Annotated in this window: 22 protein-coding genes; 2 read left to right on the forward strand and 20 right to left on the reverse strand. The window is 47.8% G+C overall.

From position 1 onward, the window contains the following. Position 1 precedes the first annotated feature (1 nt). The 11 genes from B5E53_RS19930 to B5E53_RS05115 all read right to left on the reverse strand — a co-directional run bounded on the left by B5E53_RS19930 (position 2) and on the right by B5E53_RS05115 (position 12,667). Positions 2 to 130, reverse strand: a complete 129-nt coding sequence (locus tag B5E53_RS19930; protein ID WP_275532666.1) for a hypothetical protein — start codon at positions 128 to 130, stop codon at positions 2 to 4. Between the two features lie 176 nt (positions 131 to 306). Further along, a complete protein-coding gene (locus B5E53_RS05065) occupies positions 307 to 1,059 on the reverse strand; it encodes a class I SAM-dependent methyltransferase (protein ID WP_087312957.1) in 753 nt (250 codons plus the stop codon). A gap of 111 nt (positions 1,060 to 1,170) precedes the next feature. Next, positions 1,171 to 2,745 (reverse strand): ATP-binding cassette domain-containing protein, encoded by a 1,575-nt coding sequence (locus B5E53_RS05070; RefSeq protein ID WP_087312958.1) that lies wholly within the window; start codon positions 2,743 to 2,745, stop codon positions 1,171 to 1,173. A 396-nt stretch (positions 2,746 to 3,141) separates the two neighbouring features. After that, positions 3,142 to 3,570, reverse strand: a complete 429-nt coding sequence (locus B5E53_RS05080) for a HEPN domain-containing protein (protein WP_087312960.1) — start codon at positions 3,568 to 3,570, stop codon at positions 3,142 to 3,144. Further along, positions 3,546 to 3,947, reverse strand: a complete 402-nt coding sequence (locus tag B5E53_RS05085) for a nucleotidyltransferase domain-containing protein (RefSeq protein ID WP_087312961.1) — start codon at positions 3,945 to 3,947, stop codon at positions 3,546 to 3,548. The genes B5E53_RS05080 and B5E53_RS05085 overlap by 25 nt, the downstream gene beginning before the upstream one ends. A 165-nt stretch (positions 3,948 to 4,112) precedes the next feature. Beyond that, positions 4,113 to 5,336: a threonine ammonia-lyase gene (ilvA, locus tag B5E53_RS05090; RefSeq protein ID WP_087312962.1), complete on the reverse strand. Its 1,224-nt coding sequence runs from the start codon at positions 5,334 to 5,336 to the stop codon at positions 4,113 to 4,115. Continuing rightward, the gene (gene ftsY, locus B5E53_RS05095; RefSeq protein WP_087312963.1) at positions 5,333 to 6,274 is read right to left on the reverse strand and encodes a signal recognition particle-docking protein FtsY; all 942 of its coding nucleotides are present in this window, start codon (positions 6,272 to 6,274) and stop codon (positions 5,333 to 5,335) included. Before ftsY ends, ilvA begins: the two co-directional genes overlap by 4 nt. Positions 6,275 to 6,325: 51 nt before the next feature. After that, the gene (gene smc / locus B5E53_RS05100) at positions 6,326 to 9,892 is read right to left on the reverse strand and encodes a chromosome segregation protein SMC (protein ID WP_087312964.1); all 3,567 of its coding nucleotides are present in this window, start codon (positions 9,890 to 9,892) and stop codon (positions 6,326 to 6,328) included. 25 nt (positions 9,893 to 9,917) lie between these two features. Continuing rightward, complete coding sequence (rnc, locus tag B5E53_RS05105; RefSeq protein ID WP_087312965.1) at positions 9,918 to 10,616, reverse strand: ribonuclease III; 699 nt, start codon at positions 10,614 to 10,616, stop codon at positions 9,918 to 9,920. Between the two features lie 11 nt (positions 10,617 to 10,627). Next, entirely contained in the window at positions 10,628 to 11,662 is a 1,035-nt protein-coding gene (gene plsX, locus B5E53_RS05110; protein WP_087312966.1) for a phosphate acyltransferase PlsX, read from the reverse strand. A gap of 117 nt (positions 11,663 to 11,779) precedes the next feature. Next, positions 11,780 to 12,667: a DegV family protein gene (locus B5E53_RS05115; protein WP_087312967.1), complete on the reverse strand. Its 888-nt coding sequence runs from the start codon at positions 12,665 to 12,667 to the stop codon at positions 11,780 to 11,782. 175 nt (positions 12,668 to 12,842) lie between these two features. Here B5E53_RS05115 and B5E53_RS05120 point away from each other — a divergent pair, with 175 nt between their 5' ends. Then, a complete protein-coding gene (locus B5E53_RS05120; RefSeq protein ID WP_087312968.1) occupies positions 12,843 to 13,553 on the forward strand; it encodes a gamma-glutamyl-gamma-aminobutyrate hydrolase family protein in 711 nt (236 codons plus the stop codon). Positions 13,554 to 13,575: 22 nt separating this feature from the next. On the opposite strand, the gene B5E53_RS05125 is transcribed toward B5E53_RS05120, so the two are convergent. The 7 genes from B5E53_RS05125 to B5E53_RS05155 form a co-directional block, all read right to left on the reverse strand. Then, entirely contained in the window at positions 13,576 to 14,193 is a 618-nt protein-coding gene (locus tag B5E53_RS05125; RefSeq protein ID WP_162611793.1) for a histidine phosphatase family protein, read from the reverse strand. A 140-nt stretch (positions 14,194 to 14,333) separates the two neighbouring features. Next, positions 14,334 to 14,513, reverse strand: a complete 180-nt coding sequence (gene rpmF / locus B5E53_RS05130; RefSeq protein ID WP_087276255.1) for a 50S ribosomal protein L32 — start codon at positions 14,511 to 14,513, stop codon at positions 14,334 to 14,336. A gap of 57 nt (positions 14,514 to 14,570) precedes the next feature. Continuing rightward, a complete protein-coding gene (locus B5E53_RS05135; RefSeq protein ID WP_087312970.1) occupies positions 14,571 to 15,089 on the reverse strand; it encodes a DUF177 domain-containing protein in 519 nt (172 codons plus the stop codon). An 824-nt stretch (positions 15,090 to 15,913) separates the two neighbouring features. Further along, positions 15,914 to 16,294 carry a mannose-1-phosphate guanylyltransferase gene (locus B5E53_RS05140; RefSeq protein WP_087276260.1) on the reverse strand — a complete coding sequence of 127 codons (381 nt, stop codon included), beginning with the start codon at positions 16,292 to 16,294 and terminating at the stop codon, positions 15,914 to 15,916. 50 nt (positions 16,295 to 16,344) lie between these two features. Then, complete coding sequence (locus B5E53_RS05145; RefSeq protein ID WP_242963519.1) at positions 16,345 to 16,896, reverse strand: hypothetical protein; 552 nt, start codon at positions 16,894 to 16,896, stop codon at positions 16,345 to 16,347. Between the two features lie 120 nt (positions 16,897 to 17,016). After that, positions 17,017 to 17,391 carry a DUF2500 domain-containing protein gene (locus tag B5E53_RS05150; protein WP_087276265.1) on the reverse strand — a complete coding sequence of 125 codons (375 nt, stop codon included), beginning with the start codon at positions 17,389 to 17,391 and terminating at the stop codon, positions 17,017 to 17,019. A gap of 154 nt (positions 17,392 to 17,545) precedes the next feature. Continuing rightward, the gene (locus B5E53_RS05155; RefSeq protein ID WP_087312972.1) at positions 17,546 to 18,925 is read right to left on the reverse strand and encodes a TrpB-like pyridoxal phosphate-dependent enzyme; all 1,380 of its coding nucleotides are present in this window, start codon (positions 18,923 to 18,925) and stop codon (positions 17,546 to 17,548) included. A 208-nt stretch (positions 18,926 to 19,133) separates the two neighbouring features. Between B5E53_RS05155 and B5E53_RS05160 the strand changes: the two genes are divergently transcribed. Continuing rightward, the gene (locus B5E53_RS05160) at positions 19,134 to 20,204 is read left to right on the forward strand and encodes a hypothetical protein (RefSeq protein ID WP_087312973.1); all 1,071 of its coding nucleotides are present in this window, start codon (positions 19,134 to 19,136) and stop codon (positions 20,202 to 20,204) included. Between the two features lie 86 nt (positions 20,205 to 20,290). Here B5E53_RS05160 and B5E53_RS05165 read toward each other — a convergent pair whose 3' ends face one another. Together B5E53_RS05165 and coaD are read right to left on the reverse strand one after the other, a co-directional pair. Beyond that, the gene (locus B5E53_RS05165) at positions 20,291 to 20,905 is read right to left on the reverse strand and encodes a hypothetical protein (RefSeq protein ID WP_087312974.1); all 615 of its coding nucleotides are present in this window, start codon (positions 20,903 to 20,905) and stop codon (positions 20,291 to 20,293) included. A 33-nt stretch (positions 20,906 to 20,938) separates the two neighbouring features. Continuing rightward, positions 20,939 to 21,481, reverse strand: coding sequence for a pantetheine-phosphate adenylyltransferase (gene coaD, locus B5E53_RS05170; protein ID WP_087312975.1), 543 nt, complete (start codon positions 21,479 to 21,481; stop codon positions 20,939 to 20,941). Positions 21,482 to 21,489 lie beyond the last annotated feature (8 nt).

Below are 21,489 nucleotides of genomic sequence, written 5' to 3' on the forward strand. Positions count from 1 at the left end.
CTCAGCTCTCTGTCCGTCTCTTTTTTCTCTGCAGGAGCTTCTTCCCTGCAAAAATCCCAAGTCCGGCAATGGCAATATAATAAACCGCTGTCACCAAATATTGCATAAATGCCCCAAATACTGCCGACATACCAAAGCCCCCTTTACATTAATGCGCCCCCTGCCGCTGTATTTTAAAAAAACAAAACGGCAGCGCGGCGGTGTCTGCACCCCACTAGTATTCGCAGTTATAAATGATTATAGCACAATCGGGGAAAATGTGTAAATATATTTTTGTGATTTCTGCCTCCCATGAAAATAAATAGTTTATTTCTTTTCCCTCTCCGGGCCGGGCTTCCTCGCCGCTACCAGAAGCATCATCGGCCGGCGCATCTCATCTTTCATGCCCGGGAGATCCATCATGTTCTCCGGCGGCTGCGGTTCAACCACATGCCGGAGGATAAATTCATTCTGCAGCAGTGTCTCCAGATAGGTGGTGAGAGTCCGGTGATATTTCACCACATGTTCACCCAGAAAAATGGCGTCCCGCTTCCCTTCATAGTAATAATTGTCCACAGGAAAATGCAGAATATTTCCGTCAGCATCATAATACCAGTCCTGGGAGCCGTAAGCCGTAAACACCGGGTGTTCCACCGAGAACACCAAATCTCCGCCAGGCTTCAGCCACCGGCCGATGCGGGACGCCAGCCCCGAAAAGTCTTTTACATAGTGAAAGGCCAGGGAACTGATAACGCAGTCAAAGCTCTCCGCCGGAAAATCCAGGTCTTCCATGGCGGCGCACTGATACGTGATCCTGGGGTCGCTGTTTTTCTGCCGGGCCGTCTCCAGCATCCTGTGAGAAATGTCCGTTCCAAGAACAGAAACCGCGCCATGGTCGGCGGCATATTTGCAGTGCCAGCCATACCCGCAGCCCAGATCCAGCACTCTTTTCCCCTGAAAATCCGGGAGGATCTGTCTCAGTGCGTACCACTCGCCAGCGCCGGAAAGTCCCTCCCTGGAGCGGGGCATCTCACTGTATTTTTTAAAAAATTGTTCGTCGTCGTATCTGTTTTCTTTCATAACCATGTTCCTCTTTTATCTGTCGGTTTTGAATCATTACATTTGAGCGTCACTCTTAACTCTTCATTCCGAGAAACAATCTTCTGTTGCTTCCGGGGAAACTATCCTCAGTCACTTCACGGAAAAATCATCCTGCGTCACCCTGCGAAGCCCGTCTTCCGTCAGCTGGTAGATCGTCTCACACACTTCCCCGATATATTTCCTGTCATGGGAAATACTGATGATCGCGCCGCCAAAGTCCCGGAGCACCTGCCGGATCACCGGGTTGGACAGCGGAGAAAAGTTGCGGGTGGGCTCGTCGAGGATCAGTACATTTGCTCCGGAAAGATTCATTTTCAGAAGAAATATTTTTGCTTTCTGACCGCCGGACAGCTCCCGAATGGGATGTTCCATCTCATCGGCAGTGTACTTCATGGAGCCAAGCCAGGTGCGGATTTTGGTGATTTCCCCTTTATGGCCGCTCTTTGACAGGTAATCCACCGGCGTCTTGTCAAGGTCCAGCAGTTCCTCATAATTTTGCGGCATATAAGCGGCCTTTATATCCTGCCGAGGCAGAAGCTCTGCGGCGATACGCTTTAATAGGGTCGTCTTGCCGACGCCGTTTCTGCCGATCATGCAGACTTTTTCCGGGCCGCGGACAAGGAGATGGATATTCCGGGCCAGCACACGGGACGGGGCGCATTCTGTACCTTTCCCCGCCGTCAGGGCATCCAGATGAAAATCCAGCACCGTCTTTCCTGCCGGCAGACGGATATCCGGCGAAAATCGCAGCAGGATCGCCTCCTCTTCTTCCGGCCGTTCCGTCATCTGGCCTGCCGCCTTATCAAAACGTTTCTCCATGGATTTGACCGCTTTCATTTTCTTTTTCAGCAGCCGTCCGCCGTGGGGATCCTGGCGGGAGATGACATTCTGCTCATGTTCCACCCGCTGCATGATCCGGTTCAGCTTCTCCCGGCGGATCCGCTCCTGCCGCCGCTCATCAAGCGCCATCTGCATCTGGTTGTCCATGACATTTTCCCGGTGGGAAAGATATTCCCGGTACGACATCCGCGCCACGGTGTGGCGGCTCACGGTCTTTCTGCGAATCTGTTCCAGGTGGATCACCACGTTGGCTGTCCGCTCGATGAGAGTCTCATCATGGGAAATGTAGAGCACCGGCTGCCGTGCCTCTGAAATAAATCGTTCCATCCACTCCAGCGTGTCTATGTCAATATCGTTGGACGGCTCGTCCAGCAAAAATGCATCGGGTTTTCCCAAAAGTATCCTTGCCATCTGCGCTTTGACCTTCTCGCCGCCGGACAAGGTGTACATTTTCTGCTCCCCGTAATAAAAATCTGCCGGCAGCCTCAGCTCCTTTGCCAGCCTGCCCAGTTCTCCCGGATCCTGCAGAAAAAATTCTTCTTTCTCACAGAAAAACTCGTAAATCGTCCGCCCCTTTTCTTCCTCGGGAAGCTCCTGGGGCAGATAACCGATTCTGACGCCGCCGGTGATGCGCTCCCCCTCCGCTTCCACATAATCCTCCACCAGAGCCGGATTTACCAGCCATTTCAGGAGCGTGGACTTTCCGTTGCCCTCTTCCCCGATGACGACCGCCTTATCGCCCGGGTTCAGCGCAAAACTGAAATCATCAAGAATCGTCCGAAGATCTTTTTTATGCATCAAATGCAGGTTCTTTACCTGTATCATGATAATCCCTCCTCACTGTTTTCCCTCTACAGTGAGCGAACGTTGCTTTGCGCCGGTGTTCAGCCTGCCTGAAAGACTGTTTTTTCCGGAAATCCAGCGAAAGTTCAAAAAAAAGTTCCCGGGAAAGAAAAACGGCTGTCCGTTACCGGACAGCCGATGAATGCACCAAAAGAAACCTGATGCAAAAAACACAGGTTTCACGAAAATGCCATTCCTCTTATCCGGTATCACAAACAAATCCCCTCACTGTAAACGGGACTATTATCGTCTGTCTGTTACCAAATAAGATTATCTGAACATTTCCTCACCTACACATGAAAACATGTGCCTTTCTTTTTATTTCGGTCATAACTATAACACATCTTTGGAGAAGATGCAAGCAAATAAAATGAATTATTATTCTTCTAATCTTTTTATTATATCCAAAGTAAATTCACGCGTTAATTTTACTGCATTCGCAGCATCTGCGATTTCTTCCTCTCCCGCAATAAAACTATCATTCCCCGGATATCGTGTAGTAAAGTAAAAACCATCTATTATTTTCATTGCATTGGAAACTGAAGAAGGAATTTGAATCTGCATCTCATCTTTCATGTAACGCATAATCTTTTTTAAGCTGTGCGCATGCAAAACAGCCTTTTTATTCATTTCTTCCTCCACGCTGCATGGCTGTGCGTATTCTGAAATAATGTGTTTTAAATACCGTTCACATATATTCTGCCCCAATGCAGCCATGGAAGTACCAAACACCTCATGATCAAAATTATACATAAAAAATTTATAATCATTTTCCGCAAAGTCTAAATATGTGCTTCGTTTTTCCAAACATCAATCCCTTCCCTTCTGATGTCTTTATAATATAAATCCTCATTTTTTTCCCAATCATTACCTACTACAATATTCAAATCTATATCAGGTAAATCATCTTCCAGTGACGTAAGTTCCGATTTAAGCATATAAAGATAGGCTCTGTGTGTTTGTATTTCATCTGTATCTTTTAATACCAGCAATAAATCTATATCACTGCTATAGGTCTGTTCTCCTCTTGCCGCACTTCCGTACAATATCAGTTTTTCAACAAATGGCGCTATCCTGGATTGTTTTATGATTGAACAAGCTTTTTGTACAGAACGAATGCTGCGTTCCTTATTGAATTTTCGAACCTCTTTTGAAGATTTTGATGCAATAATCACATTCATCATCCCCCATTGAAAATATTTTCTTACAGCACTTTGTCTCTAAAACACCTGCGCCGGGCGCAAGAGTTCAGCCGGGCAGAACTCTTTATTATTATATCGGATGAAAAATATATCTGCAAGAAAATCTTCAGACTGTTCTAATACTGACTACTCTAATACAATGCCGCTCTAATACAACGCCCGCGGATTTCTCTCTTCCGGCGCGAAGCCTGCGTCCCGCAGTGCCTGGATGATGCTCCGCTTGTGATCTTCGCCGAAGGCCTCCATGGTGATGATCAGTTCCACGGAGCTGTTTCGGTTGACGCTGATAAACTGGTTGTGCTCCAGTTTGATGACGTTGCCGTTGGCGTCGGCGATGACCTTGGATACTTTGTTGAGCTGTCCCGGCACATCCGGCAGACGCACGGAAACCGTAAAGATTCTGGAACGCTGGATCAGGCCGTTTTGTACCACGGAGGACAGGGTGATGATATCCATGTTGCCGCCGCTTAAGATAGAAACCACTTTTTTATTCTCAGCCGGAAGATGCTTTAAGGCTGCCACTGTGAGCAGGCCGGAGTTCTCCACCAGTAATTTGTGGTTTTCCAGCACGTCCAGGAAGGCGACGATCAGCTCATCGTCCTCAATGGTGATGATATCATCCAGGTTCTGCTGCAGGTATGGGAAAATGTTCTCTCCCGGTGTTTTTACGGCTGTACCGTCAGCGATAGTATCTACTTTATCAAGCGTTGTCACCTTTCCTTCCCGCAGGGATACCTGCAGGCAGTTAGCACCCGCCGGCTCCACGCCGATGACATGGATCTTCGGGTTGAGCATTTTTGCCAGGGTGGACACGCCGGTGGCAAGACCGCCGCCGCCCACCGGAACCAGGATGGTATCTACCGTCGGTAGTTCTTTTACGATCTCCATGGCAATGGAGCCCTGTCCGGTAGCCACATCCAGATCATCAAAAGGATGTACAAAGGTGTAGCCGTGTTCCGCCGCCAGTTCAAGCGCCTTATCACAGGCTTCGTCATAGACGTTGCCGTGAAGAATCACTTCTGCGCCAAGATTTTTAGTGCGGTTCACTTTCAGGAGCGGAGTGGAAACCGGCATTACGATGGTCGCCGGAACGCCAAACTTTCTCGCTGCATAGGCCACACCCTGGGCATGATTACCTGCTGATGCGGTAATGAGGCCTTTCTGTTTTTCTTCATCACTCATGGTGCTGATCTTATAGTAAGCGCCACGGATCTTGTAGGCGCCGGTAAGCTGAAGATTTTCCGGTTTTAAATAGACTTTATTGCCGGTTGTCTGCGAAAAAAAGTCGCTCTGGATGAGGTTGGTCGGCAAAACGACCTCCTGCACCCGTTCATAGGCTTCTTCAAATTTGTCAAGGGTTAACTGATTCATTCTTCTTCCTCCTCGGTCTTCTCAAATAATGCATTTACAAATGAATCGGAGTCAAACTTCTGTAAGTCTTCGATATGTTCGCCGATACCGATATATTTCACCGGAATACCCAGCTCCGCCTGAATGGCGATGGCAATACCGCCTTTGGCGGTTCCGTCCAGTTTGGTAAGGACGATGCCGGAGATATCGGTCACCTCTTTAAACTGTCTGGCCTGCACCAGTGCGTTCTGACCGGTGGTTCCGTCCAGGACGATGAGGGTCTCCAGATAGGCCTCCGGGAACTCCCTCTCGATGACCCGCCGGATTTTGGACAGCTCATTCATGAGGTTCTTCTTATTGTGAAGACGTCCTGCCGTGTCACACAGCAGCACGTCGGCGTTTCTTGATTTGGCCGCCTGGCAGGCGTCATAGACAACCGCCGCCGGGTCTGAACCTTCCTGCTGGGCGATGATGTCCACGCCGGCCCGGTGGGCCCATTCGGTCAGCTGCTCGATGGCCGCCGCCCGGAACGTATCGGCCGCGGCCATGATCACTTTCTTATTCTGTGCCTTTAACTGGGCGGCCAGCTTTCCGATCGTCGTGGTCTTGCCGACGCCGTTGACGCCGATCACCAGCACCACGGAAGTCCTGTTCTCATATTCATAAGCGGTCTCGTCCACGGCCATCTGCTCTTTGATGATATCGATGAGCAGCTGCCGGCACTCGGACGGTTCCTTGATTTTTTCTTCTTTGACTCTCTCCTGCAGATTCTCAATGATGTTCATGGTCGTATCCACGCCCAGATCTCCCATGATGAGAATCTCCTCCAGCTCCTCGTAAAAATCATCATCGATTTTTGAAAAACCGCTGAAAATCGCATCAAGTCCGGAGGCAATATTTTTTCTTGTCTTGGTCAGACCGCTGACCAGACGACTGAAAAATCCTTTTTTCTCTCCCATGTTCTATTCCCCTTTTTATTGTTTCGGTTTCCCGGTGAGCACAGTCTTTCTCTATTCATCCAGCTGCTTGTCAATGAGGTCCACAGAGATCAGCGTGGACACGCCTTTTTCCTGCATGGTAATGCCGTAAAGGGCTTCCGCCGCGCTCATGGTCCCCCGCCGGTGGGTGATGACAATGAACTGAGTGTCGGCGGACAACTTTTTCAGATATCTGGAAAAACGTACGATATTGGCGTCATCCAAAGCCGCCTCAATCTCATCCAGAAGACAAAACGGCGACGGTTTCAATTTCTGAATGGCAAACAACAGGGCAATGGCCGTAAGCGCCCTCTCCCCGCCGGATAACAGCATGATATTCTGCAGTTTCTTTCCCGGCGGCTGCGCCACAATACGGATACCGCATTCCAGCATATTTTCATCGTCCATCAGTTCCAGATCGGCGGTGCCTCCCTCGAACAAATCCTGAAAGACTGTGGTAAACATCTGCCGTATCTCGGCAAACTTTTCCGTGAACTGTTCCCGCATGGCAGTGTTCAGCTCATCGATCATGGTCAGCAGCTTTGCTTCCGCCTCTTTGATATCGTCGTACTGTCCCCGCAGGAACTCATACCGCTCTCCCACTGTCTTGTACTCTTCGATGGCGCCCACATTGACATTTCCCAGTTTTTTAATCTGCTGGGAAATCTCTTTTTTCTCCTGACGGTACCGGGCCGCCACCTCGCCGCTGACATCCTGATGTTTTAATTCCATGGCGTAATTATAGGTAAGCTCATACTGTTCCCACATATAATCCACACGGCTCTCCAGATCACTTTCCAGCTTCTCCTTCTGGGCCGCAAGACGGGCGTTTTCTTTTTCCAGAAGAAGCATACGATCGTTCTGCTCTTCCAGTTCCCGGAAAATTACCGTGTGCTTTCCGGACACGGTTTTCTGTTCTTCCTTCAGGCTGTCCAGCTTTCCGGCAATTTCCTCCAGAGCCTTCATGTACTTCTCCGTTTGTCCGGAGATCTCCCGCCGTTTTTCTTCCGCTTCCCCGTTCTGCCGCTGCAGCTCTTTTTTCTGCTGCCTGTTTCCTTCTATGCTGCGGTCACAGCCAAAGATTTCCTCTTCCAGACGCCGGCAGTCAGACGCATAGAATTCCATCTGCTGCTTCGCCTGAGAGATACGAAGAATCACCTGATTCTCTTTTCCTTCTATATCACGGATGGTTTCCTCCAGAGCGGCTATCTGCTTTTCCAGACGATCCATGACATCGTTATTTTTCTCATGAATCTTCTCATGACTCAGCTGGTTTTCCGCCAGCACTTCTTTCTGCGCCCGGATTTCCAGCAGCTGATTCTTCAGTGAAGCGTGCTCCTCTTTCAATGTCTCAATATTCTCTTTTAACGCCTTCTCTTTTTCCAGAAGATCCGGAATCTGATGTCCCAGATCATGGAGGGCCATCTGCAGAGAAGTCACTTTTTCCTGCTTTTCTTCCAGACTGTTCTGATTGGCCTCCCGGTTTTTTCCAAGAGCGTTCAGTTTCTCTCTGATCTGCCTGCAGGATGCTTCCGCCTGCTGCATCTTCTCCCGGCTCTCTTCCATTTCTCTTTTTCTTCCCAGAAGATTGCCGGAATGCCGGTAAGCTCCACCGGTGATGGAACCGCCGGGATTCAGCAGCTCACCGCCGATGGTGACTACCCGGAGACTGTAATTGTTTCTTCTTGATAACAGAAGCGCATTCTCAATGGTATCCACCACGATGGTCCGCCCCAGAAGGAACTGCACCAGCGGTTCAAAGCGGGCCTCCACGGTGACCAGGTCGCTGGCCAGACCGATGACCCCTTCCTCCTCCAGAATGGACGGATGAATACTGCTGTTTCTCCGCCGGATATTGGTCAGAGGCAGAAAAGTAGCCCGGCCAAACCGGTTCTGCTTTAAGAATGCGATCATCTTTTTGGCCACCTGGTCGTCTTCGGTGACCACATTCTGCAGGGCGCCTCCCAGGGCAATCTCGATGGCCGTCTCATACTTTTGGTCCAGCTTCATGATGTCCGCCACCACGCCGATAATGCCGGGATTATTTTTTTTCTGCTCCATGATATGTTTGATGGACTGATTATAGCCCTCATAGCGCTCCGTGATGCCGGCCAGTGTCTCATATCGGGAACGGGCCCGCAGAAAATCCTGATTCTCCTGTCCGAGAGCCGTATCAAGACGGCTCTCTTCCGCAGAGAGCATCCGGTCTTCTTCCTGGGCCTGCTCCAGCTCCTCCAGAGCCTCATCGTAACTTTGCTGGGTCTTTTTCAGCTCCTCTTCCAACCGGGTATTCTTCTCATTATACTCTTTTAAATCCGACTGCAGGGCAATGAGCCGGCTGTTATATTCCGCATTCCGGATCTGCAGCTGCTCTTCCATGGTGTCATACCGGCTCAGTTTCTCTTTGGTGTCCAGCTGGTCGTCCATCATGGAAAACAGCTCATCCTTCTGGATGGACAGCTTCTCGGAAGCCAGCTTCTTTTCCTCGATGTACGTTTCTTTTTCCTTCGCAAGCCGTGACTTTTCCGTCTCAAGCTCCGCCAGCTCTTCCTCCCGGGAAGCCAGCTGTTCCTGCTGCTCTTTCTTTTTTGCAGTTTTTGTTTCTTTTTCCACCAGATTCTGGCTGATAATCTCCTCATAATGGGCGATCATACGCTCATTAGACTCAATCTTGTGCTGAAGAAGGAGATTCTGGCTGTCCAGCTCTTCCTTTCCGGAAGAAACGCGCTCCTTCTCCGCCCCGGTCTCCTCAATCTTTGCCAGAAGTGCCTCCGACTCCTGCTGGAGGGACGCATTTTTTTCTTTAATCTGGTCATGAATTTCTCTGGTCTTCTCCAGATCCTTTCCGACAATCTCCTGCCGGTTCTGATTCTCTTTTAACTCTTTTTGTGTGTTTTCGTAATCATAAAGAAAGAGATGGATATCCAAATCCTTCTCTCTGTCTCTTAATTTCAGATATTCCTTTGCCGTCCGGCTCTGCTCTTCCAGAGGACCGACCCTTTCTTCCAGCTCCCTGAGGACATCGGTCACTCTCTCCAGATTCTGGCGCTCCTGCTCCAGAGATTTCTCCGTCACGGAACGATTCTTTTTGTATTTTGCAATACCGGCAGCTTCATCAAAGAGCTCCCGGCTGTCCTCAATCTTTCCGCTCAGGATCTTTTCCACCTGACCCTGTCCAATGATGGAATAGCCTTCCTTTCCGATACCGGTATCATAAAAGATCTCCACGATATCTCTTCTCCGGCAGGCGGCTCCATTGATGAGGTATTCGCTCTCACCGGAACGGTACACTCTTCTTGCCACCTTCACCTCATCATAATCGAGAGCGATTTTTCTGTCCCGGTTGTCAAAAAGGATCGCCACATAAGCAAACCCCAGCGGCCGCCGGTTCTCCGTACCGGAAAATATGACGTCTTCCATCTTGGAGCCCCGCAGCTGCTTAGCGCTCTGTTCTCCCAGGACCCATCGTACCGCGTCGCCGATATTGCTCTTTCCGCTGCCATTCGGTCCCACAATCCCCGTGATCCCGTGGGGAAACTCAAACACAATCTTGTTGGCAAAGGACTTAAATCCATTAATCTCTATACTTTTTAAATACATTGATGCACCTGCCTGCTGCCATACTTTACTGCTTCTGCTGTTTCTTTAAAAGAAGGATGGTCTGATAGGCCGCTACCTGCTCTGCCCCCTTCTTTGTCTTACCCACACCGGCTGCGTACACTTTATCTCCGATATGCGTCTCCACAGTGAACTCTTTATTATGGTCAGGGCCGGTCTCCCGCACCAGCTTATAATAAAGCTGCCCGTTTCCTCCGGACTGCACCATCTCCTGCAGAATCGTCTTGGCATCATAAAACAGTGACTTATCCTCCACATCCTTTAACAGGTGATCCCGGATAAACCGTCCCGCTTCCTCGATTCCTCCATCCAGATAAATGGCGCCGATAAGCGCCTCAAAAGCGTCGGAGAGGATGGAATCCCGCTCTCTCCCTCCGGTCAGATCTTCTCCCTTGCTTAAAAGGAGATAATTCCCCAGAGATACATCCCTGGCACAGATGGCCAGGGTATATTCACAGACCAGGCTGGAACGCAGTTTGGTAAGCTTGCCTTCCGCATAGGAAGGATACTGCCGGAACAGATAATCAGATACCGTCACTTCCAGCACCGCATCTCCCAAAAACTCCAGACGCTCATTATTTTCTTTTTTTCTGCCTTTATGCTCATTGGCATAGGAGCTGTGCGTGACGGCCAGCAGCAGCTTATTCTTATCTGCAAATGTATAACCGATCTTCTGCTCCAGCTCTGCTAATTTTACAGGCTTCATTCTATGCCTCCTTATCTCGCACTCTCTCCGGCTTCTTCTTTTGCCGGGGCGAGATACTCCATAATTCTCTCGTTGATTCTTGCTTCCTTAAAGGAAACACACTGCAAAATGGCTGTTTTTGTCTCCTTGGCTGTGGAACTTCCGTGAATCTTTACCACAAGTCCCTTAAGTCCCAGCAGAGGCGCGCCGCCGTGCTCAGATGCATCGAAGGTCTTCAATGTCCTTTTCAGGGACGGTTTCGCCAGAAGGCCGCCGATCTTACCCATCAGTGAAGACATCATACCTTTTTTCACCACGGAGATCATGGTCTTTGCCAGACCCTCTTCCAGCTTCAGGATGACATTTCCCACAAAGGCCTCTGTGACAATGACGTCCACATCTCCTTTCGGGATATCTCTTGCCTCAATGCTTCCCACAAAATTAATGCCCGGACATTCTTTTAACAACGGGTAGGTCTCTTTTACCAGGGCATTTCCCTTTGCCTCCTCAGCGCCGATATTTACAATGGCAACTTTCGGGTTCGGGATTCCCACCACATGTTCCATATAGATGGAGCCCATCTGCGCAAACTGCACCAGATGTTCCGGACGGGCGTCCACATTGGCGCCGCAGTCAATGAGCAGGGAAATTCCCTTCTCCGTCGGCACGATCGGAGCCAGAGGCGCCCGCTTCACGCCTTTACATTTACCGACGATGACCTGTCCGCCCACAAGGATGGCTCCGGAACTTCCCGCAGAAACCACCGCATCACATTCACCGCTTTTTACGGCCTTTAATGCAACTACCAGAGAAGAATCCTTCTTTTTCTTTATGGCCGCTGCCGGGGATTCATCGCAGCTGATCTCCTCCGTGGTGTGGACAATCTTTATCTGTCCGGCATCATAGGTATATTTCTTAAGTTCCGCTTCAATTCTGTCTTTATCTCCGAATAACTGAACCTGAATATCTTTTCTCTCATTGATCGCGTTCACCGCGCCTTTTACGATCTCTTCAGGCGCATTATCGCCGCCCATGGCGTCCAGCGCCACAACTGTACTGAAACTCATAAGAACTCCTTTCTAAAACCATTTTCCTTTCGGAAACCTCAGGCCATCATAGCATATTTTCCATTCTTTGTAAATGTCCGCTTTTTCAGAGCACACCGGAATCACGGCCGCTGTCTCTCAATCTTTTCTCTCATCTCCCCAGAAAAACAGAGCCACGGTCCCGGGTCCCGTATGGCTTCCGATGGTCGCTCCGATAGGATAAATCTCCACGTCGCCGGAAAGCTTCGGAAATCGCTCCCTGACCAGCGACGCCACCGCCCTGGCGTCCGCCTCACAAAGAGAATGGCAGATATAACATTTCCCACTATACTCTGTCCCGTTTTCCGCATGGGCTTCCATCTTCTCCACAATCCGCTTTATGACTTTCTTCTTGGTGCGGATCTTCTCCCGGGGAATCAGCTGCCCCAGATGATTGACATTCATCAGCGGACAGATATTCAACATGGTCCCGATGAAACCGGAAGCCTTCGAGATACGGCCGCCCCGGATAAAGAACGTGAGATCCGTGGAAAAGAACCAGTGATGCAGATGCAGCTTTCGACTTTCCACCCACTGATAAAGAGTATCTATATCCATACCGCCATCCCTCCGGTCCGCCAGTTCATCCATCAGCAGACCATATCCGCTGGAGGCCGCCAGAGAATCCACCACATATATTTTCCGTTCCGGATATTTCTCCCTCAGATCTTCCGCGGCAATACGGGCGGAATTCAATGTGCCGGAAATACCGCTGGACAGTGTCACATGGAGGATATCTTTTCCTTCCTTTAAAAAACGTTCAAAATGGTCAGCGTATTCTCCGATACTCACCTGTGAAGTCTTCGTATCCTCCCCGGCAGACATTCTGCGGTACAATTCTTCCGGCGGCATGGATACTCCCATATCGTCCTGATACTCAGTTCCTCCCACCTCAAAATGAAAGCACAGATAATAAATCTCCCTCTGTTCGAAGTGTTTTCCGGACAGATCCGCCGCGGAACAGCAGCTTAAAATATAAGGCTTCATGGCACCCTCCTCTTATCTTTCTGATATTTATTAGACTATTTTTGTAAAAATTATAACACAGGGGATTTTCACAGGCAACATTGCAGTTGCCATTCTGATATGCTATAATATGCCCCGGGCAATGAAGTTCTTTGGAATTTCACTGCCTTTTTATTTTTTCAGGAGGATAAAAATCATGACAAAACCTGCGATTGGCGTTCTGCCATTATATGATGAAGATAAAGAAAGTTACTGGATGCTTCCCGGATACCTGGACGGTCTGCTGGAGGCCGGCGCATTACCGGTCATGCTGCCCCTGACCGACGACCAGGACATCCTGGAGCAGATCATCCGTCAGTATGACGGATTTCTCTTTACCGGAGGACACGACATTTCCCCGGCGATATATGGAGAAGTTCCGCTCTCCTGCTGCGGCCTGCTCTGCCCACAGCGGGATCTCATGGAACAAAAACTGTTTTCACTGGCTTACGCTCAGGACAAACCGGTCTTTGGTATCTGCCGCGGCATCCAGTTCATTAACGCTGCTCTTGGGGGAACATTATTCCAGGACCTGCCGTCCCAGCATCCGTCTCCGGTGGAACATCACCAGACGCCCCCTTATGACCGACCGGTCCATCAGGTAAAAATATTGGAAGACACCCCTCTTTTTCATTTGTTAAAAAAGCCTGCCCTGGCTGTAAACAGTTATCATCATCAGGCCATCCGGAAATTATCTCCGCAGCTTAAAGCCATGGCTGTGTCTGAGGACGGACTGACCGAAGCCGTATACGCACCGGACAAAACCTTTGTCTGGGCAATACAGTGGCATCCGGAATTTTCCTACAAAAAAGAGGAGGACAGCAGAAAACTTTTTAAAAATTTTGTACAGGCTGCTGCCCTCCGGTGATCACGTCGGATTCACGATATTTTTATTCTTCATAATATACTTTACTTTCAAAATCCATGGCAAATGTTCCATTTTCACAGTGGAACTTTGCCACCGCGCAGTTCTGCTGGAAAGTAGTCTTTTTAAACGCTTCCAGAGGTCTGTGATTCAGCTGTTGAATGAAACTTCTGATCACATTGACATGGGCGGTCACCAAAACACAGGACTTATGTCCTTCTAGCGGAAGGAGGATCTCTTCCACAAAAGACCAGATTCTTTTGTTGACATCCCGAAAGCTTTCTCCGCCTTTTGCTCCCCGGTAATGGACCGGGTCATTGAAATATCTTTGTTTTCGGGTAAAAGCCGGGTTCGCAAGAATCCGGTTGATATGTCTTCCTTCATCCGCGCCAAAACTGATTTCTTTCAGCCGGTCGTCCCGGATGATCGGAATATTTCTCTCCCCTCGTACAATCTGCGCAGTCTCGTAAGCTCTCTCCAGCGGACTGGAATAAATGATATCAAAGGGGAGGTCCTTCATCCCTTCCGCGGTCAGTCTGGCCTGCTCCAGTCCTTTTTCGGAAAGCCTCGTGTTTTTCTGCCCCTGAATACGCCCGCGGGTATTCCATTTTGTCTCACCGTGCCGTAAAAAATAAATGTCCATGCTGTCAACCTCCTGCCGGGAACATCTTTTTTCTGTCATTCGTTTATCTTTTACCGTATTCCTGCCTTTTCCGACGTCCGCCTGCAAAAAAAACCAGAGCCTCTTTGCAAAAGCCCTGGTTTTAAGCTGCCTTCTTATAATTAGTTAGCAGAAATAATCTCTTTTTTGTTATAGCTGCCGCATGCTTTACATACTCTGTGTGGCATTGTTAATGCTCCACATTTGCTGCATTTTACCAATGTAGGCGCAGACATTTTCCAGTTTGCTCTACGGCGGTCTCTTCTTCCTTTGGAAGATTTATTCTTTGGACAAATTGACATGGTCACACCTCCTCTTGTACAAAATCGTTACAGACGCAGGAACCTATACCTTTTTACTTACTGATTAAAGCTTCGAAAGATATCCTGGATCGCTGCCATGCGGGGATCGGCCACATGCCGGTCACAATCACATGTGCCATGGTTGAGATTCATACCACAGACACTGCACAATCCTTTGCAATCTTCTTTACACAGGACCTTTGTAGGGAGTGCAACCACAATCTCATCAGAGATAAGCTTGTCTACATCCAGTATACATCCGTCCATGAAAGTGATTTCATCTACGTCTTCCGCGCCATCTGCTTCCTTATCAGGATTCCAGCGGTAGTCAATCCGAATAGGAAAGGCTGTATCCACCTCATCCAGACACCGGTCACAGGGTATCAGAAGATGAATCTCTGTCTCTCCAGTGACATGAAGCTTGTCCGCCTCTTTGGACACTGTCAGGACAAAGGGCTCCTTCCGGCTGACCGGATAACTGCCCTGCTTCAGCTCCAGAGCCTCAAAAGACGGCTCCACTCTGAACTCTCTGACCACAGATGGATTGGCCAAGATTTCCGATATATTAATTGTCATAATATCAGCAACCTTTCGTACTCATACTCTTGGTATTATACACAGGTGGTTTTTCTTTGTCAAGTAATTTTTCTTGATTCAAATGTTTTTATTTTGTGCCGTCCTGTGCTATCCTGGCATAAAATCAAGCTCTTCCTATTTATATAGGATTCGTCTTGTGCTGTCTTATGTTGTCTTTGTTCTGGAATTTGTCCCAAGATTGTCACAGAAACTCAGGATATTCTTATATTTTGGATCGCTTCCTCTCGCTTTTTCTTTTGCTCCTCTGTCAAATGGGTGTAGGTATCTAACGTTACCGAAGTTGAATGTGGACAAAAATTATTAATCAAATTGATAAACAACTCTTCTCCTTAATATCGATTCAAAATCTCAACATATTTCTTGCACTTTTCTCGCTTCTATGCTATATTGAGGATAGAAAAAGGGAAGCCACAGAAGCGGCCTACCCTCAATAGCAACTAAATTTAACGCTTTGTAGCGTCAGCCGTCAGCTATTCCCAGTAGTTGGCGGCTATTTTCGTTTATCCTTGAGAATCTCGTAAACAAGACCAACAAGGGAGACAATGAATATTAGAAGCTGAATCAGATCAGCATATGTAACATACATTGGCATCGCCCTCCTTTCTTTCGTCTGGAGGGTACGCCCCTCCGAAAAAAGAGGGTAAGCCGCCCGGCTCTGTGGTTTCCCCGTGGCTATATTCTACCATGCCGCTGCCAATTCTTCAATATTAATATTGTTTTTTAATAGATAAAATACTAAAAGAATTTATTCATCGCTTCATCATGTAAAATAATCAAATCATTTTTAAAATACATAGAGCATATCATTTTTTCTCATTTAATAACTGTTTCACCCGCTCTATCGGAAATCTGTCTTCTATATCCACTATCTCAAATACATTCGCTGGCAATTCTTTTTCGCCTATGAATGCAAGATATTCACTGACAGCCCGGCGGTCTATGGCAATTTTGCCATGTCCGTCCCAATGACGGTTACTCTCTGTTTTTTTCAAACCAGAGATCCAGTATTCATCTCCGTTTTCAATATCTACATAATTGGAACAGCTTCCGATTGATCTTTGAAAGGCGTGATCATTAAAATAAATGGTTTTTTTGCTTTTTGAAGTTTTTACATATCCGATCCATGCCGGTCCATCATCGGAATAACCTGTTTTAAGTTCTATATACATCAAATCATGTATCATAGCATTATCCCTCCTGTATGTTCTCATATATATTTTCCATAGGTTATAAATTATGAAATCCACCAATCTCCATCAGCCGACTGATTTAAGCATCCAAGTTCTTCCGAAATCGTATTGCCTGCAAAATCTTTTATGATAATTCGATTGTAATATTTATACTGATCCGTTGCACGACCAGCTGCAACATCCCATCCTTCTTCTACCCATTCTTCTATATAAACTTTTCCGTCCTCTATTAAAATAACGGACTGCTGTTCTTTTAGCGGGAATGAAATTTTATCCGGATAGTAACACCGAAAACCATCCTCTGCTTCCTGACTGATAATGTACAGAGGATTTCCAATAATTATTAAATTATATAAATTTACGTCTTCCATATTTAACTGGACAACCTTTTCCAGAATTTTCTCTGGCATATACCTGTACAAAGTCACTTTTTTACTGTCGTAATCACCCTGTAAAAAATATAGAAATTTCTCCACATATACAGGCGCACCATAGACAGTATTTCTTTTCTTATCAAAAGGTTTATATACATTTCCGGTATGAAAATCATAGAACAACAATTCAGAGCCCCGGTATCCTCCCTGCTCTGCCCACATGATCAAATCATATAAATCCTCATTATCAGATTGGGAATATCCAAATCTGTCCTGTCCATATATTTTTTCTATGTATCTGCCCTCAATTTTATCGAACCTTTTTATCACTTTATGCTTTCCTCAAACTTTCTTGTAAAATGACAGATATCTGGTACCCTGGAATGACAGTTCGCCCTCGTCTCCTTCAGCAAACATTCCATACTCTGAACCAGGCACAGACATCTCTATCCTGTCGCCACTTTCCACCTGAAAAGTAACATAGTATGTAGTATGAACCGTTGTATGATATCCATGCGCACCTGATACATCGCCTGCATTCGGGTGATTGTGATGCGTGGTATTCTGGCGTTTTGCGACAATCTTTGCCGGTACGGTTAAACGCGGAGAGTTATTATTGTCATGCCAGGTCTGAATCCCTTTTGCAAAAGTAAATATAATCATCGCAATAATCAGTATGAACATCACAGGAAATATTATTTCCATTAAATCAAACATGATTGCCTCCCTCCTGAAAAAAATCCTATTATAAAATTTCTCCGGATTTGTCACAGCTTTGTCACAAACCCGGAGATTGAGTTTCCAAAAAAGGCTTATTTATTTTTCAAAGAATAAACGTTAATTAATATTTCCGATATTCCCGAAAATATTTCTACTGAATTCCCGGAATCTTCGGGATACCCGCGAATCCTGCCGCCAGTTCTTCGTCTGTCGGAATGTAGTCACTCATCTCGCCATCGTTGAATCTCTGGTAGGCCACCATATCGAAATATCCGGTTCCGGTCAGGCCAAAGAGAATGGTTTTCTCTTCGCCAGTTTCCTTACACTTCAGCGCCTCATCAATGGCAACCTTGATGGCATGGCTGCTCTCTGGTGCCGGGAGGATTCCCTCGATGCGGGCAAACTGTTCTGCCGCCGCGAAAACTTCTGTCTGTTCTACAGCGCGGGCTTCCATGAGACCCTGGTCGTAAAGCTCGGACAGAGTGGAGCTCATGCCGTGGAAACGAAGTCCTCCGGCATGGTTGGCAGATGGGATAAATCCGCTTCCCAGTGTGTACATTTTGGCCAGCGGGCAGATCATACCGGTATCGCAGAAGTCATACAGGTATTTTCCCCGTGTGAAGCTCGGACAGGAAGCCGGTTCCACTGCGATAAACTGATACTCAGCTTCTCCGCGGAGCTGTTCGCCCATGAACGGAGAAATCAGACCGCCCAGGTTGGAACCGCCGCCGGCGCAGCCGATGATCATATCCGGCTTGATGCCATATTTATCCATGGCTGTCTTGGTTTCAAGACCGATGATAGACTGATGCAGAAGCACCTGATTCAGTACGCTGCCCAGCACATAACGATATCCCTCGTTGGTGGTTGCCACCTCAACAGCCTCGGAGATAGCACAGCCAAGGCTTCCGGTTGTCCCCGGATGGGCTTCCAGTATCCTCTTACCAACCTCTGTCGTGGTGGACGGAGACGGAGTCACGCTGGCTCCATAAGTACGCATAACCTCTCTGCGGAATGGTTTCTGTTCATAAGATACTTTTACCATATAAACCTTGCAGTCCAGATCAAGATAAGCGCACGCCATGGAAAGAGCTGTTCCCCACTGTCCGGCGCCAGTCTCCGTTGTCACTCCTTTTAATCCCTGTTTCTTTGCGTAGTAAGCCTGGGCAATGGCGGAATTAAGTTTGTGACTTCCGCTTGTATTGTTTCCTTCAAATTTATAATAAATCTTAGCCGGTGTATCCAGTTTCTTTTCCAGACAGTATGCCCTAACAAGCGGAGCCGGACGATACATTTTATAAAAATCCTGAATCTCCTGCGGAATGTCGATATATGGTGTGGTATCATCCAATTCCTGCTGTATCAGCTCTTCACAGAATACAGGTTCCAGCTCTTCAGCCGTCATCGGTTTGCCGGTCGCTGGATTTAACAGGGGAGCCGGTTTCTTTTTCATGTCCGCACGGACATTATACCACTGTTTCGGCATCTCGTTTTCTTCCAGATAAATCTTGTATGGAATCTCTCTGCTCATAGGTTTCTCCTTTTCTTTTTTATTCCTTTTATAAATATAAACAGGAAAGTTTATTAATTTCATCTATTGATGTAATCAGATATAAAATCATTAAAACTTTATATACCGGTATCAGTTTACCGCATTAAAGTGTTCCCGTCAAGGTAATCTTCTCATATTCCCTGCTCCGGCTGCATATACATACACAAAGCTGCCACAGGAAGACGCCATGAAAACATCTTTTCTTCTTAAAATCTGCCAGATTGCATGTATCATATCTTTCTTTTTTCTTCTGACCCATTCTTCTCTTGTCCTTGATTATGCGAAATCCGGCCTGTCTTCCTGGGCATTTTCCGTCCTGCCGGTTTTGCTGCCGTTTATTATCCTGTCCAAACTGTGGATATATTATGATGTACCCCAGCTGTTTTTTCACACTGCAAGACGAATGCTTCCCGGACACAGCCGGGCGGCTCTCTGCCTTACTGTTCTTCTCCTCGGGCTGTCCTCCGGGTTTCCCATCGGGGCTATTTTTGTCCGGCACTTCTATGAAGACGGCTTTCTCGCAAAGCGGGAAGCCGAAGAACTGCTTCCCCTCTGCTCTTTTGTAAGCCCTATGTTTCTCATGGGCTATGTCCGGCCTCTCACCGGATACAAAACCTTATACTGGTGGCTCTTTGCCCTCAGCCTGTATCTGCCGCTGTTTTTATATTTTGGAAAATTTTTATTTGCCCACAGAAAGCATACAGCTCTGAGATCATTTTCTGCCAAAATCAGACCTTCTTTTGACAGAAAGCTGGCATCTGCCCGGAATAACGATGAAGTCACAGCGAACAAACAATTCTTTATTTCCAAAACAGAAAGCGGAAAAAGAAAAACGGAAGCCGGGAAAATGACAATAAAAAAAGCGAAAACAATGCAGAAATCCACGCTGCGGGATGTCTGGCTGTCTTCGCTTGAAATCATATTTACCATCGGCATCTATATGATGCTCTTTTCCATCCTCTTCGGAATCACTCTTCACGAGCCTCTGCTGCGGGGCACTGTGACAGAAGTTCTTCTTTCTAATCTGGAAATCACCACCGGCATCGCATGGCTGTCCCGGATGTCCGCCTTCTCCGGCGCTGTCCGAGGCGCTTTGATGGCTGCTGTGGTGTCTGTGGGCGGGCTGTGCACCACAGCACAGGTCTACAGCGCCACCTTCGGCTGTTCTTTTTCCATGGGGCGTTACCTCAGGATCAAGAGCATCTGCGCGCTGATGAGCGCCGTACTCGTTCTCCTGCTCTGGCAGATTGTCTGCTGAAAACTGTGCCGCGGGATCCCGGGACACCGCTTCTCCACAACACAACAGCCACCGCCGGTTTTGGCAGGCTGTCCGGCAGGGCGGACCTACTCGGTCTGACCTCCGCTGTTTTCTTTCTTTTCAAAATCCTCCTTGCTCCGGGCACTTCTCGCTCCGTTGCCCAGCTGGAGATCTATCTCGTGTTTGTCTTCCTGAATCTGCCTGTGCTCATCTCTTAACTTGGTGATCACCGAATCAAAATACTGTTTCTCCTGGTCAATGATGCTGTTGTACATATATTCCAGTCCGCTTAACATATTCTGCGTATATTGAAGGGCGCCGGTCTGCAGGGTCCGGGAGGTCTCTCTGGCGCGGCCGATAATATCATCAGCCTCGTTCTGCGCATTTTTGACAAGTTCTTCTGCCCGCATGTTGGCGAGAGCCACGATCTCGTTGTCATCAATCATGACGCCAGCCTCCTTGGCGGCATCCTGTACGATTCTCTCCGCCTTGGCTTTGGCATCGGCAATGATGGATTCCCTCGTCTCAATGATCTGCCGGCTCTCCGCCAGCTCTCTTGGAAGCTGTGTCCGCAGTTCATCCATCATGGCAAGCAGTTCTTCCCTGTTTACCTTGATCATGCTGCCTCCGCTTAAAACGCCAGTTGTCTTACAGGTATCAATATACACTTCGATTTCTTCAATTAACTGGTCTACATTCATCTTTCATTCCTCCTGAATCCCTTCCCGGTACAATCAGTCTGCGCCGCTGCCTTCCTGGCATCCGGAAGCCGGATCACCGCTGATCTCTGTTTGTCTGTGTTCATCTATCTTCTCATATACCTTTTGTCGCACGTAGTCCGGAACAAATGGCGTGATATCTCCGTCAAACATTGCCAGCTCTCTGACGGTGCTGGAGCTTAAAAAAGAATACTTTGCGCTGGTGGCAAAAAACATCGTCTCCACGTCAGGATGCAGCTGCTTATTGGTCTGCGCCATCATCAGCTCATACTCAAAATCGGAGACTGCCCGGATTCCGCGGACAATCACGTCGGCATGCACCTGCTTCGTAAATTCAATCAATAATCCGTGGAAAGACACGACTTCCACATTGGGATAATCCTTCACCACTTCCCGGATCATATCCACTCTCTCCTCAAAATTAAAGAGCGGCGTCTTTGTCTGATTCTTGAGCACTCCGACGATCACCTTGTCAAACACTTCTGCTGCCCGGCGGATGATATCAAGATGTCCGTAAGTGATCGGGTCAAAACTTCCCGGATAAACTGCTGTTGCCATATTTTTCT

It is taken from the genome of Eubacterium sp. An11, from assembly GCF_002161065.1.
GTDB lineage: Bacteria > Bacillota > Clostridia > Lachnospirales > Lachnospiraceae > Anaerobutyricum > Anaerobutyricum faecale.